Source organism: Lentzea sp. NPDC020367, from assembly GCF_044387305.1.
In the GTDB taxonomy this organism is placed as follows: domain Bacteria; phylum Actinomycetota; class Actinomycetes; order Mycobacteriales; family Pseudonocardiaceae; genus Lentzea.
In genome coordinates, this window is sequence record NZ_JBIRVV010000001.1 from 54,853 (window position 1) to 68,360 (window position 13,508).

The following is a 13,508-nucleotide window of genomic DNA, read 5'->3' on the forward strand; positions in this document are numbered from 1 at the left end:
TTGCCGCTGAGGTCGTAATGTCCGCGAGGAGCCAAGTCGTTGTTCAGTCGTGTAGCGATCGTCAACCGCGGGGAAGCCGCTATGCGGCTGATCCACGCCGTCCGTGAGCTCGCCGCCGAGTCAGGGGAACGGATCGAGACCGTCGCCCTGTACACCGATGTCGACAAGTCCGCGCCCTTCGTCAGGGAAGCGGACCTCGCCTACAACCTCGGCCTGGCGGCTGACCGTCCGTACCTCAACCTGGAGGTCCTGGAGAAGGCACTCGTCGAGACGAAGGCCGACGCCGCGTGGGTCGGCTGGGGCTTCGTCGCCGAGATCCCCGAGTTCGCCGAACTGTGCGAGAAGGTCGGCGTCACGTTCGTCGGCCCGTCCGCCGAGGCCATGCGCAAGCTCGGTGACAAGATCGGCTCGAAGCTGATCGCCGAGGAGGTCGGTGTCCCGGTCGCGCCGTGGTCGCGCGGTGCGGTCACGGACCTGGAGCACGCCCTCAAGGTGGCCGAGGAGGTCACCTACCCGTTGATGCTCAAGGCGACCGCCGGTGGTGGTGGCCGGGGCATCCGCAAGATCACCTCCCCCGCGGAGATGGAAGAGAACTTCGAGCGCACCAGCCTGGAGGCCGCGCGCGCGTTCGGCTCCGGCGTGATGTTCCTGGAGCGCCTGGTCACCGGCGCCCGGCACGTCGAGGTGCAGGTCATCGCCGACGGCCAGGGCACGGCGTGGGCGCTCGGCGTCCGCGACTGCTCGGTGCAGCGGCGCAACCAGAAGATCATCGAGGAGTCGGCGTCGTGCGTGCTGGAGCCGCACCAGGTCGACGAGCTGAAGTCCTCGGCCGAGCGGCTCGCGAACGCGGTGGGCTACCGCGGCGCGTGCACCGTCGAGTTCCTCTACCACCCCGGTGAGAAGCTCTTCGCGTTCCTCGAGGTCAACACCCGCCTGCAGGTCGAGCACCCGATCACCGAGATCACCACCAGCTTCGACCTGGTCAAGGCGCAGCTGCACGTGGCGGGTGGCGGCAAGCTCGAGGGCGACAAACCCGTCGAGCTCGGCCACGCCGTCGAGGCCCGCCTGAACGCCGAGGACCCGGACCGCGACTTCGCGCCGTGTCCCGGCACGATCGTTCGGCTGGAGCTCCCGGCCGGCCCCGGCATCCGCGTCGACACCGGCGTGGCCGAGGGCTCGCAGATCCCCGCCGACTTCGACTCGATGATCGCGAAGATCATCGCGTACGGCCGCACGCGTGACGAGGCGCTGGGCAAGCTGCGCCGCGCGATGGCCGAGACGACCGTCATCATCGAGGGCGGCACGACCAACAAGAGCTTCGTGCTCGACCTGCTGGACGAGCCCGCCGTGATCGACGGCTCTGCCGACACCTCGTGGATCGACCGCGTCCGCGCCGAGGGTGGCCTGATCTCGCACCGCCACTCCGCCATCGCGCTCGCCGCGGCCGGCATCGAGGTGTACGAGGACGAGGAGCAGATCAACCGCTCCGAGCTGCTGGCGTCCTCGCGTGGCGGCCAGCCGCGCACGAACCACGAGGGCGCGGTCAAGCTGGAGTTCGTCCTGCGCGGCCAGCCCTACGTCGTGAACGTCGCCCGCATCGGTGCCGCGAAGTACCGCGTCGGCGTGTCCGCCGCGGACTCCGACACGGTGCTGACCGGTGACGTCGACGTCGAGCGGTTCGACCACCACGTCGGCCAGATCACCGTCAACGGCGAGCGGTTCCGCGTCGTCACCGGCACGCACGGCGTGGTCCACCAGGTGGAGGTCGACGGGGTCACCCACCGCGTCACCCGCGACGAGGGCGGCGTCCTGCGCTCGCCGATGCCCGCGCTCGTCGTCGCCACCCCGCTCGCGGTCGGTGCCGAGGTCGAGGCCGGCGCACCGGTGCTCGTGCTCGAGGCGATGAAGATGGAGACGGTGCTGCGCGCGCCGTTCCGCGCACGCCTCAAAGAGCTCAACGTCGTCGTCGGCACCCAGGTGCCCGCCGGTGGCGCGTTGCTCAAGCTGGAGGAGATCGAGGACGAGGCCGGCGCCGTCGAGGAGCAGAAGTCCGAGTCCGCGGTCGAGCTGGAACTGCCCGCGCCGCGCACGGACGTCCGGCCGGAGGAGCTCGTCGCCCGCGGTCTCGACGACCTGCGCAACCTGTTGCTGGGCTTCGACACCACCGCCGCCGACACCGAGCGGGTCCTGACGGACTACATGGGCGCGCGGCACGACCTGCTGGAGCGGCCGCTCGTGCAGGAGGCCCAGCTGCTCGGCATCTTCGCCGACCTCTGCGACCTCTCGCGCAACCGGCCCGCCGGTGAGGAGACCAAGCCGGAGAACCACATCCACTCTCCGCGCGAGCACCTCCACACCTACCTCAAGACCCTCGACGCCGACCGCGCGGCGCTGCCGGAGGGCTTCCGCGCCCGCCTGCAGAACGTGATGGGCCACTACGGCATCACCGAGCTCGACCGCACGCCGGAGCTGGAGCAGGCCGTCTTCCGGATCTTCGTGGCGTCGCGCCGGGGCGTGTTCGACGCGGCCGTCGCGACGACCCTGTTGCGCCAGTGGGTGCAGGAGGCGCCGCCGGTCGAGTCCGAGCAGGTCCAGATCGGCCTGGTGCTGGAGCACATCGTCGCCGCGACGCAGGTCCGCTACCCGGCGGTGGCCGACCTCGCCCGCAGCGTCGTGTTCACCTGGTTCGCCCAGCCGCTGGTGCGCCGCAACCGCGCCCGCGTGCACAGCGAGGTCCGCAAGCACCTGATCCACCTCGACGCGCAGCCACAGGCGGCGGACCGCGAGGAGCGGATCGCGGCGATGGTCGCCTCGGCCGAACCGCTGGTGCGCCTGCTCGGCCAGCGCATCGGCAAGCCCGGCGCGGACAACACCCCGTTGCTGGAGGTGCTGGCCCGCCGCTACTACACGAAGAAGGCGCTGGAGAACCCGCGCGTGAACGGCGCGTTCTTCCTCGCGGAGAACGAGCCGGAGCAGACGCGGCTCATCTCGACGGCGGTGGAGTTCCCGTCGCTGATCGACGCCGTCGGTGACGTCGTCAAGCACGGCACCGGCAGCGCGGTCGTCGCGGACCTCTACGTCAACTGGGTCGACGGCCCGTCCGACCAGGACGAGATGGCCGCCGGTCTGGGTGCCGCCCTGGCCGCGCACCAGCTGCCGCCGACGATCACCCGCATCACCACCACGGTCGCGGGTCGTCGTGGCGAGTCGATGCACCACCACTTCACGTTCCGCCCGTCGTCCAACGGGTTCGCGGAGGAGAGGCTGGTGCGCGGGCTGCACCCGCGCATCGCCGAACGCATGCAGCTCGAACGGCTGCGCGAGTTCGACCTCACCCGTCTGACCTCCGTGGACGAGGACGTCTACCTGTTCCGCGCCGTGGCCAAGGCGAACAAGTCCGACGAGCGGCTCGTGGCGTTGGGCCAGGTCCGCGACCTGACGCCGTTGCGCGACGACGAGGGCCGGATCGTGGCCCTGCCCGCCGCCGAGGACGTGCTGGCCACGTGCCTGGACGGCATCCGCAGGGCTCGCGCGCAGGCCGGTGGCCGCACTCGGTTGGCCACCAACCGCGTGGTGCTCTACGCGTGGCCGCCCACCGAGCTGTCCTCGAAGGACCTGGACGCGATCGGTCAGCGCGTGCTGCCGACGACCGCGGGCCTGGACCTGGAAGAGGTCCTGTTCCTGGCGCGTCGCAGGGACCCGGTGTCCGGTGAGCTCACCGACATCGGCGTGCGGATCGCGAACGACGCGGGCTCCGGCGTGCGGTTCTCGTTCGTGCAGCCGCCGACCGACCCGATCCAGCCGCTCGACGACTACCGCCAGAACGTCCTGCGCGCCCAGTCGCGCGGCACGATCTACCCGTACGAGCTGGTCGACATGCTCGTCGGCGACGGCGGGTCCTTCGTGGAGCACGACCTGGTCGAGGGCGCGCTGGTGCCCGTCGACCGCCCGCGCGGTGGCAACAAGGCCGGCATCGTCGTCGGTGTGGTGACCACGCCGACCCCGGCGTACCCCGAGGGCATGAAGCGCGTGGTGCTGCTGGGCGACCCGACCAAGTCGCTGGGCGCGCTGGCCGAACCCGAGTGCTCGCGGGTGATCCACGCCATCGACCTGGCCGAGGAGCTCTCCGTTCCGCTGGAGTGGTTCTCGCTCTCGTCCGGCGCGAAGATCTCGATGAACTCCGGTGTCGAGAACATGGACTGGGTGGCCGCGGCGCTGAAGCGGATCGTCGAGTTCACGCAGGACGGTGGCGAGATCAACGTCGTCGTCAACGGCATCAACGTCGGCGCCCAGCCGTACTGGAACGCCGAGGCCACGATGCTCATGCACACCAAGGGCATCCTGGTCATGACGCCGGACTCGGCGATGGTGCTGACCGGCAAGCAGGCGCTCGACTTCTCCGGCGGCGTCTCGGCCGAGGACAACTACGGCATCGGCGGCTACGACCGCGTCATGGGCCCGAACGGCCAGGCGCAGTACTGGGCCCCGAACCTGCGGGCGGCGTTCGACGTGCTGCTGGGCCACTACGAGCACAGCTACATCGCGCCGGGCGAGTCCGGACCGCGCCGGGTGTCCACTTCGGACCCCTCGTCGCGTGATGTGTCGTCGTACCCGCACATCGTCGGCGACAGCCCGTTCACCACGGTCGGCGAGATCTTCTCGATCGAGTCGAACCCGGACCGCAAGAAGCCGTTCGACATCCGCACCGTGATGCGTGCTCTCAGCGACCAGGACCACGACGTGCTGGAGCGCTGGGCCGGCATGGCCGACGCCGACACGGCCGTCGTCCAGGACGTGCACCTCGGCGGCATCCCGGTGACGCTGCTGGGCGTCGAGTCGCGCGGTGTGTCCCGCACCGGCTTCCCGCCCACCGACGGCCCGGACACCTACACCGCCGGCACGTTGTTCCCGAAGTCGTCGAAGAAGGCGGCCCGCGCGATCAACGCGGCCTCCGGAAACCGGCCTCTGGTGGTGCTGGCGAACCTGTCCGGCTTCGACGGCTCGCCGGAGTCGATGCGGGAACTGCAGCTGGAGTACGGCGCCGAGATCGGCCGCGCGATCGTCAACTTCCGCGGCCCGATCGTCTTCACGGTGATCTCGCGGTACCACGGCGGCGCGTTCGTGGTCTTCTCGAAGGCCCTGAACCCGTCCATGACGGTGCTCGCGGTCGAGGGCTCCTTCGCCTCGGTCATCGGCGGCGCGCCCGCCGCGGCCGTGGTGTTCGCCCGCGAGGTCGACGGCCGCACGGCCAACGACCCGCGCGTGAAGAAGCTGGAGTCCGCCGTGGCCGAGGCGTCCGGCGCCGAGCGGGCGGCCCTGACCGCCGAGCTGGTGACGACGCGCCAGAGCGTGCGGACCGAGAAGCTCAACGAGATGGCCGCGGAGTTCGACCGGGTGCACAGCGTGCAGCGCGCGGTCGAGGTCGGGGCGGTCGACGCGATCATCTCGGCTGCTCAGCTGCGGCCGGCGATCATCAAGGCGATCGAGGACGGTCTCGCGAAGTAATCTCTAGGATCAGGCCCGGCCTTCCCGTTGCGGGACGGCCGGGCCTTTTCTCTTGGGGGAGAACCGTGCGGGACATCACCGAACTGACCGACGTGGACGATCCGGGCTGGCCCGTCGTGCTGGAGGCCATCGCCGAGGGGCCGACCTCGTGCACCGTGCTTCCCGGCGATCCCGAGGCGTGCCGGGCGGCGTTGCTGCAACTGCAGGTGACGGCGCGGTCGTTGCTGGGCGCCGTGGTGCTGAACAGCGGCGGCCTGGTCCTGGCGGACGGCTGGCTGCGCGTGTACGGCGGGTCCGGCGGCGCGATGGCGAGCCTGGCCGAGGTGAACGGGTTTCCCGCGGCGGTCGACCCCGCTTGGGGAACGCCGGGAGGGTTGGTCGTCGGGCACGACGTGCTCGGTGGCGAGTTCGTCTGGAACGGCATGGACCCCGCGCGGTTCGGCAGGCCGGGGGAGCCGGGGCAGATCGTCTACTTCGCGCCGGACGCGCTGGAGTGGGAGACCTTCGACGGCGGCTACAGCCACTGGCTCGACGTGATGCTGGCGGGTGGGGCCGCGAAGTTCTACGAGTCGCTCTTCTGGCCGTCGTGGCAGGAGGAGGTGTCGGCGGTCGGGCTGCGGGACGGGCTCTCGTTCTTCCCGCCCCTGTGGTCCGCGGAAGGCAGGGCGGACCTCGCGAGCACCAGCCGCAAGGCCGTTCCGCTGCACGAGCTCGTGGCTGTTCATCAGGACATGGCGCGGCAGCTCGGCTGATCACTCGTTGCTCACGCCGAACGGGACGTGCACGCACGGCACCGTCTGGATCAGGTGCCCGCGCTGGTCGTCGAAGAAGATGTGCGGCTTGAGCACGTCCAGGATCGGCGCCTTCTTCAACCCTCCCAGGAAGAACGCGTCGTTCACCGTGAGCCCCCAGGCCTTGAGGCTGTTGATCGCCCGCTCGTGCGCGGGAGCGGAGCGGGCGGTCACGACGGACACCCGGATCCGGTCCTCCGCTTGACGCTGGATGCGGTTCACGCCCGCGAGGAAGTTCCTCAGCGGACCGGGGTCCAGCGGCGTGACGACGTTCGTGGCCTCGTGCTGCTGGAACTGGTCGAGTCCGCCGCTCTGGTAGATCCGCTCGGACGCGTCGTCGGCAAGGACGCCGTCGAAGTCGAACGCGATGCGCAGCGCCGGATCGTCGTCGTCCTGGAACGAAGACTTGAGCACCTGGCCCGCTGGGAGACCGGCGAGGGTGGCCTTGCGGACGTCGGATTCGTTGGCGGACAAGAACAGCGACATGTTCAGGGCCGGCATGAACTCGTGCGGGGCGCGGCCCTCGGTGAAGATCGCGCGGGTGATCGTGAGGCCGTGGTGGGCTGCGGACCTCAAAATGCGCAAGCCGGTGTCGGGGGAGTTGCGCGACAGCACGATCACTTCGACCAGCGGTGCCAGCGCGTTGAGTTGCAGCAGGCGGCGGATGAACGGGAACGCGACGCCCGCCGCGAACGGTTCGGCGAGGTGGGCTTCCTGATAGGCGCGGTAGGCCTGTTCGCCCTCGGACGCGAAGACGGCGTCGGACGCGGTCAGGTCGAACAGAGCGCTCGACGCGACGCCTACGACCAGCAGGTTTTCCAGGCTGGGAGCCACATCACGGATCGTAGACGCCCGGCCAGGGGCTTTTCTGGTACGGTCGTACCAATGTACTGGGTGGTGCTGGTCGCGTCGGGAGTGCTGGAGGCCGTGTGGGCCACGGCGCTGTCGGCGTCGAATGGATTCCGCCGGCTGTGGCCGGTGGTGGTGTTCGCCGTGACGATGACGCTGAGCGTCGTCGGGCTCGCGTGGGCGATGCGGGGGATTCCCGTGGGCACGGCGTACGCGGTGTGGGTCGGCGTGGGGGCCGTGCTCACGGTGCTCGTCGCGGTGCTGCGCGGTGAGGAGAAGCTCGGGGTGGCCAGGGCGTTGCTGCTCGTCGCGCTGGTCGGCTGCGTCGCGGGCCTGAAGGTGGTGAGCTGATGTACTGGGCCGTGTTGCTGGGAAGCGCGGTGCTCGAAGCGGTGTGGGCGACGGCGTTGTCCCAGGGGGCCTATGTGGTCTTCCTGGTCGCCGCGACGCTGAGCATGGTCGGGCTTTCCGTTGGCATGAAACGAATTCCGGTCGGGACCGCGTACGCCGTGTGGGTCGGCATCGGCGCGGCACTGACGGTGACGTGGGCGATGATCACCGGCGAGGAAGCGGTCTCCGCGTGGAAGATCGTGTTCCTCACCGGGATCATCGCCTGCGTCATCGGCCTGAAGTTCCTGAAGTCAGGAGCCTCAGGCGTTGATGGTCCACCGCTGGTTGGCGGTGGCGGCGCAGTCCCAGAGCTGAAGCCTGGTGCCGTCGGCGGAGCTGTTGCCGGTGGCGTCGAGACACCTTCCTGACGCCGTGTTGCGCAACTGGCCGTTGGACTCGGAGGTCCACTGCTGGTTGCCCGAACCCGTGCAGTCCCACAGCTGGGTCACCGAGCCGTTGGCCGTACCCGACGCGTCGAGGCACTTGCCCAAGGCGCGCAACGTGCTTCCGTTGCGAGTCCACTGCTGGGCGTTGGTGCCGTTGCACGCGTAGAGCTGCACCGCGGTGCCGTTGGCCGAGTTCGCCGCGGCCACGTCGACGCACTTGCCGCCGAAACCGGTGATGGTGCCGCCGGTCGGAGGCTGGGGGTTGCCGTTGCCGGCGGTCTCCCAGATGGCGTTGAGCAGGCTGGTGGCACCGGTCGTGTCCTGGGAGAGCTCCCAGTTCATGATGCCGCCCGCGTTCGACAGCGCCCACGTCGTCTTGCGCTTGATCGTCGGGATGCCGTTGTACTGGTTGCCGTTGTAGCTGTCGCGGTTGGCGTTGGCCGGGTCCTGCGCGACCAGGTCGCGGTAGGAGATGTAGGTCGGCCGGCTGTAGAACGGCACACCGAGGACGGCCTTGCTCGCCGGCAGTCCGCGGTTCTTCCAGAAGTTGACGGAAGCGATCGACCAGTCGTAGTTCGCGTGCGGGCTGCCACCGTCGTAGGCCATGATGTTCAGCCAGTCGACGACGCCGAACACCGCGGGCTGCACGCCGTTCGCCGTGCCGCCCTCGCTCACGACCGCGGCCGTGAGCAGCTTGCCGCGACTGTGCAACTCGTTGCCCAGCTGCGTCATCAGCGACGTGTAGTTGTTGCCCTCAGCGCCCGGATCCGGGTACTCCCAGTCGATGTCGACACCGTCGAGGTTGTACTGGTTGACCAGGTTGATCAGTGCGTTGACGAACGTCGTGCGCCCGTTCGCGCTGGCGGCCAGGATCTCGAAGTTGTCGTCGTTGCCGTCGTTCCAGCCACCGACCGCGATCGAGACCTTGACGCCGTTCTGGTGGCCGAGGCTCACCAGCTGCTGCAGCTTGCCGGGGTCCGGCACGCCCTGGAGCGTGCCGTTCGAGTTCGGCAGCACGAACGAGTAGTTGATGTGCGTCAGCTTGCTGTACTGGATCGAGCTGACACTGCCGGACCACGACGGCATGTAGCCGACGCTCTTGAACCCGGCGGGATAGGCGGCCTGCGCGGCAGGCGCCATGACTGTCATTGTCGCCGCGGCGGCGGCCAGCGCGAGGCCAGCGGCACCGAGGCGTGAACGGAATGAACGCATTGCAGGGGAGGCCTTCCACTTCGTCGAGCGCCCACCGCGACGTTAGTGGTCTAGACCGGTTGCTGGAAGATCAACTGGCGACCGGAACTGGTTCCGGTCGTTCCGCGAAATCATCGGAGGTGTGAGGCGCCGTTCACGTCGATGATCGTGCCGCTGGCCCACATCGCGTTCTCCGTGGTCAGCCACGCGACCGCGGCGGCGACCTCCTCGGGCTCGGCGACGCGCCCGAACGGGCTCTGCGCGCGGATCCGCTCACCCTCGGGGCTGGCGAGGAGGTCGGTGACCATGTCGGTGCGCACGAACCCCGGCGCGACGCCCGCGACCGCGATGCCCTGTGGCGCCAGGGACTGGGCCAGTGACTGGGTCATCGCGTGCAGACCGGCCTTCGCCGCGCCGTACGCGGGGGCGTCGGGCTCACCCCGGTAGGCACCCCGCGAACCGACGTTGATGATGCGGCCGCCCGCGGTCATGTGCCGGACCGCGTGCCAGGCGAGGTCGGCGGGGCCGTACAGGTTGAGCTCGATCGTGCGGCGCCAGGCGTCCTGCCACTCCTCGAAGCTCGTGCTCGAGATCGGGTGGTGGAAGTAGATCCCCGCGTTGTTCACCAGGACGTCGAGACCGCCGAGCTGCTCGGCGGCCTCGCTGACGACCTGTCCTGCCTGGTTCGCGCCGAGATCGCCCTGGACGGTGACGTGGCCGTCGCCGGGCAGGCTCGCCGCCACGGCCTTGGCCTCGTCCGCGCCGGAGCGGTAGTGGACGGCCACCTGGTGGCCGCCCGCCGCGAGGGCGTGGGCGATGGCGGCGCCGATGCCGCGGGAGGCTCCGGTGACGAGTGCGCGTCGAGTCATGCCGCCATCATCCCTGGCTGTTGATCAGCCACTTGCCGTTCTGCTGCACGAACGTGAACGTGGGCGTCTCCGTCATGGCCACGTTCTCGCCCTGCATGTACTGCAACGTCACGGTCACGGCGTTGTCGCCCTGCGGCACGAAGTTCGACAGCCGCACCGAGGAGTACTGACGCCAGAACCCCTGGTAGCCGTCGTAGTTCAGGTTTCGCCCTGCCTTGAAGCTGTCGGTGAGCAGGGACCAGCCCGTCTGCAGGTCGCCGGGGATCAGCGCGTAGTAGGCGGTGATCGCCTCCTGGGCGTTCTTCGGCCCGGCGGGCGGCTCCGGCTGGCCCTGGCTCGGCGTGCCGGCCGGCGGGTTCGTCTGGGAGTTCTCCGGAGGCGGGGTCTGGCTGTCCGCCGGTTGCTGCGGCTGGGTCTGGCTCGTCGTCTGCTGGTTCGACTGGGAGCCGGTCTGGCTGTTGGTCGGCGACTGGGCGTTGTTCTGGTTGCCGTTGCCCTTGGGCCACAGCAGGAACGAGCCGACGCCCACGGCCAGCACGAGAAGCACGATCGCGATGGGGACCAGGGGGAACTTGCGGCGGTTCTCGTCGGGTTCCGCCGGGGGTGCGGGCGGCGGGCTGACGGGGAGCACCGGCGTGGGCGGCTGCGCGACGGTCTCGCGAACCACCGGCGGCGGGGTCGCGACCGGAGCCGCCTCCGGCGCCTTCTGCTCCACGGGAGCAGGTGCCTCCGCCGGAGCCGCCACCTCGGCGACCGGTGTCGTCGCCTCAGGTTCCGGCGTCGGCTCGGGCTCGGGTTCCGGCGTCGGCTCGGGTTCGGGTTCCGCCTTGGCCGGTGCGGTCAATCCGGCTGCCTCGACAGCAGCCGCACCCGCGATCAGGCCCGCCGCGGCGGCCGCGGCCTCCTGCTTCGCCTTCTCCTCCGGCTGGGCCTCGACCGGGAGTTTGACCGTCGCCGGGATGACCACGGTCGCCTGGGAGGCCTGCGGCGTCTCGTTCACGACGGCGGCCAGCAGGTGGACGGCCTCCTGCATGCTCGGACGCCGCTCGGGTTCGTTCGCGAGCAGCCGGAACAGCACGGGTGCGAGCAGAGGGCCCGCGTTGGCGGGCGGCATGATCGAACCGCCGGCCACGCGGTGCAGCATCACGAGGTTGTTGTCCGCCGTGCCGAACGGCGGGCCGCCCTCGACGGCGTTGTAGAGCGTGGCGCCGAGCGAGAAGACGTCGGAGGGGAGACCGGCGTCCTCGCCGCGGGCGACCTCGGGGGAGAAGAACGCGGGGGTGCCGACGGTGCCGGTCGCGGTGGCGGTGCCGTCGTCGTCGGTGGCCCGGGAGATGCCGAAGTCGGTGATCTTGACTTCCTGGTCGCCGATCAGGACGTTGCCGGGCTTCACGTCGCGGTGCTGGATGCCGTGGCGGTGCGCGGCGGCCAGTGCAGCGGCGGTGTAGCAGCCGATGCGGGCCACCTCACGCGGCGGCAGCGTGCCCTGCTCGGTGATCACGGCGGCGAGGCTGCGGGAGGGGAGGTACTCCATGATCAGCCAGGGCCGGCCGTCCTCCTCCACCACGTCGTAGACGCGGATGGCGTTCGGGTGCTCCAGACGCGCGGCGAGGCGGGCCTCGCGCATGGCCCTGGCCTTCGCGCGGTCCACCCTGGCTTCGTCGAGGCCGTCGAGCGCGAGCAACTCCTTGGCTGCGACCACGCGGTGAAGCTGCTCGTCGTAGGCCTGCCAGACGACTCCCATCGCGCCCTGGCCGACCTTCTGCTTCAACTGGTAGCGGCTGCCGATGAGCCTGCTGCTGTCCTCCACGCGGGTGCTCCCGTCCCCTCTGATCACTCACAAGTGTGACGGTTGCCGCGTTCGTCGTTGACTGTAACCCCATCTGGGGGTAGATATGGGGTTATGCCGAAAATCAACGTGTACCTGCCCGACGAGCTCGCGGACTCCGTGAAGGACATGAACATTCCCGTCTCGGCGATCTGCCAGCGGGCGCTCGAAGGCTCGGTCAAGCGGATCGCCGCGATCCGGGCGCTCGACATCAGAGACCTCCAGCGCGAGGCACCCCCGCAGTTCACCGAGCGCGCGTGGAAGGCCGTCCAGATCGCCGCCGAGGTCGCCCAGGGAGCCAAGGTCGGCACCTCGCACCTGCTGGCCGGCATCGTCGGGGAGGGCGAGAACCTGGCGATGGACGTCCTCCGCGCGCTCGACGTCGAACCGAGAGGCCTGTCCTCCTCCGTCCCCGCGGGCACGGGCGGGAAACCAGGGTTCGCCGACGACGGGGCGGCGGCGATGGAGCTCGCGGTCGTCGAGTCCATCGCCCTGGGTCACAACTACGTGGGCTGCGAGCACCTGCTGCTCGGCATCGTCGCCGAACCGAACGGCGCGGGCGGCGAGGAACTGCGCGAGCTGGGCATCGAGATCAAGGGCGCGCGCCGCGCGGTCCAGACGGCGCTCGCGGGCATCGTCCACCTCAAGAAGCAGCAGAAGGCCGCCCCGGACGCGGCGAAGATCCTCGAGATGATCATGGCCCGGCTGGCGCGGCTGGAACAGCACGCCGGTATCGGCTGACGAGCTCCGCGCCGATGCGGGCCAGGTGTTCCTGCACTTCCGGCGACTCGACGGTGATCAGGCCGCCCCACCCGGCGACGTTGCGGGCGATGTCGAGCGGTCGCGGCGCCGTCAGCTCGACCAGCGTGAACTCGCCCTGGTCCTCGACGACCGTGCAGTGGCGTCCGTGCTGGTGCTGGAAGACCTTCAGGAACCTCGTGGGCACGAGCACGGTCGCGGACGTTTCCGAACGCCGTTCCTCCATGGCCGTGACGACCTCGCCCCAGGCGCCCGCCAGTTCGAAGTCGGCGGGCCGCGAGGACGGGGTGTCGGTGGGGATCACACCCGTGACGCGGTCGAGCCGGAACGTGCGCCGGCCCTCGTCGGTACCGGCGATCAAGTACCAGATGCCGTCCTTGTCCACGAGTCCCCACGGGTCCACCACACGTTCTTTCGGTGCCTCACCGCGTTTCTGGTAGCTCAGCCGCACCCGCACCTGCTTGACGACGGCCTGCTGCAGCGCGGTGACGAGGCCCGGCCTGTCCGAGGTGACCTCGCCCCATCCGGCGGTGTCGACGATGGTCGACTCGGCGGCGGCCTCCGCCTCGGCTCGAAAGGTCTGCGGCAGCGCGCGGACCAGCTTCCGCAACGCCGACTTGATCTCCGGGGCCACGGACGTGGCCGGTCCGGCGACCAGGAACAACGCCTGGGCCTCCGCCGAGGTCAGGCCGCTCAGATCGGTGCGGGCACCCCCGATCAACGACCAGCCTCCGCCTCTGCCCGGTTGGGGGTACACGGGTACCCCCGCCGCGGACAGGGCCTCGAGGTCGCGCCGGGCGGTGGCGTTCGAGACTTCGAGCTCCGCGGCCAGTTCGGCGGCGGTCACCCGGCCGCGAGCCTGCATCAGCAACAACGTGGCGACTAGACGGTCTGCGCGCATGTCTCCAGATTCCCGCTAAAAGTGCTCACTCGATGAGCA

At 69.9% G+C, this 13,508-nt stretch carries 10 protein-coding genes; 5 read left to right on the forward strand and 5 right to left on the reverse strand.

Annotation, left to right across the window (positions count from 1 at the left end; all coding sequences use genetic code 11):
• The first annotated feature begins 39 nt into the window (after positions 1–39).
• Positions 40–5,505: a carboxyl transferase domain-containing protein gene (locus tag ACH413_RS00245; RefSeq protein ID WP_360029395.1), complete on the forward strand. Its 5,466-nt coding sequence runs from the start codon at positions 40–42 to the stop codon at positions 5,503–5,505.
• 65 nt (positions 5,506–5,570) lie between these two features.
• Complete coding sequence (locus tag ACH413_RS00250) at positions 5,571–6,257, forward strand: DUF2625 family protein (protein ID WP_360029396.1); 687 nt, start codon at positions 5,571–5,573, stop codon at positions 6,255–6,257.
• Here the strand turns inward: ACH413_RS00250 and ACH413_RS00255 are convergent, their stop codons facing one another.
• On the reverse strand, positions 6,258–7,130 hold the full coding sequence (locus tag ACH413_RS00255; RefSeq protein WP_360029397.1) for a 5'-nucleotidase: 873 nt from the start codon (positions 7,128–7,130) through the stop codon (positions 6,258–6,260).
• A gap of 51 nt (positions 7,131–7,181) precedes the next feature.
• Between ACH413_RS00255 and ACH413_RS00260 the strand changes: the two genes are divergently transcribed.
• Both ACH413_RS00260 and ACH413_RS00265 read left to right on the forward strand, forming a co-directional pair.
• The gene (locus tag ACH413_RS00260) at positions 7,182–7,496 is read left to right on the forward strand and encodes a multidrug efflux SMR transporter (protein WP_360029398.1); all 315 of its coding nucleotides are present in this window, start codon (positions 7,182–7,184) and stop codon (positions 7,494–7,496) included.
• Positions 7,496–7,903: an SMR family transporter gene (locus ACH413_RS00265; RefSeq protein WP_360029399.1), complete on the forward strand. Its 408-nt coding sequence runs from the start codon at positions 7,496–7,498 to the stop codon at positions 7,901–7,903. The genes ACH413_RS00260 and ACH413_RS00265 overlap by 1 nt, the downstream gene beginning before the upstream one ends.
• Here the strand turns inward: ACH413_RS00265 and ACH413_RS00270 are convergent.
• The 3 genes from ACH413_RS00270 to ACH413_RS00280 all read right to left on the reverse strand — a co-directional run bounded on the left by ACH413_RS00270 (position 7,796) and on the right by ACH413_RS00280 (position 11,791).
• Complete coding sequence (locus ACH413_RS00270) at positions 7,796–9,061, reverse strand: glycosyl hydrolase family 18 protein (RefSeq protein ID WP_360029400.1); 1,266 nt, start codon at positions 9,059–9,061, stop codon at positions 7,796–7,798. The genes ACH413_RS00265 and ACH413_RS00270 overlap by 108 nt on opposite strands.
• Before the next feature lie 182 nt (positions 9,062–9,243).
• Positions 9,244–9,981 carry an SDR family oxidoreductase gene (locus ACH413_RS00275; protein WP_360029401.1) on the reverse strand — a complete coding sequence of 246 codons (738 nt, stop codon included), beginning with the start codon at positions 9,979–9,981 and terminating at the stop codon, positions 9,244–9,246.
• Positions 9,982–9,988: 7 nt separating this feature from the next.
• Positions 9,989–11,791, reverse strand: coding sequence for a serine/threonine-protein kinase (locus tag ACH413_RS00280; RefSeq protein ID WP_360029402.1), 1,803 nt, complete (start codon positions 11,789–11,791; stop codon positions 9,989–9,991).
• Positions 11,792–11,884: 93 nt separating this feature from the next.
• Between ACH413_RS00280 and ACH413_RS00285 the strand changes: the two genes are divergently transcribed.
• Positions 11,885–12,550 carry a Clp protease N-terminal domain-containing protein gene (locus tag ACH413_RS00285; RefSeq protein ID WP_360029403.1) on the forward strand — a complete coding sequence of 222 codons (666 nt, stop codon included), beginning with the start codon at positions 11,885–11,887 and terminating at the stop codon, positions 12,548–12,550.
• Here the strand turns inward: ACH413_RS00285 and ACH413_RS00290 are convergent.
• The gene (locus ACH413_RS00290) at positions 12,504–13,469 is read right to left on the reverse strand and encodes a WYL domain-containing protein (protein WP_360029404.1); all 966 of its coding nucleotides are present in this window, start codon (positions 13,467–13,469) and stop codon (positions 12,504–12,506) included. The genes ACH413_RS00285 and ACH413_RS00290 overlap by 47 nt on opposite strands.
• Positions 13,470–13,508 lie beyond the last annotated feature (39 nt).

Bases quoted from the DNA above. Each gene is read 5' to 3' on its own strand.
- ACH413_RS00265 (WP_360029399.1), top strand. From the start codon at position 7,496: ATGTACTGGGCCGTGTTGCTGGGAAGCGCGGTGCTCGAAGCGGTGTGG.
- ACH413_RS00260 (WP_360029398.1), top strand. From the start codon at position 7,182: ATGTACTGGGTGGTGCTGGTCGCGTCGGGAGTGCTGGAGGCCGTGTGG.
- ACH413_RS00275 (WP_360029401.1), bottom strand. From the start codon at position 9,981: ATGACTCGACGCGCACTCGTCACCGGAGCCTCCCGCGGCATCGGCGCC.
- ACH413_RS00290 (WP_360029404.1), bottom strand. From the start codon at position 13,469: ATGCGCGCAGACCGTCTAGTCGCCACGTTGTTGCTGATGCAGGCTCGC.
- ACH413_RS00285 (WP_360029403.1), top strand. From the start codon at position 11,885: ATGCCGAAAATCAACGTGTACCTGCCCGACGAGCTCGCGGACTCCGTG.
- ACH413_RS00270 (WP_360029400.1), bottom strand. From the start codon at position 9,061: ATGGCGCCTGCCGCGCAGGCCGCCTATCCCGCCGGGTTCAAGAGCGTC.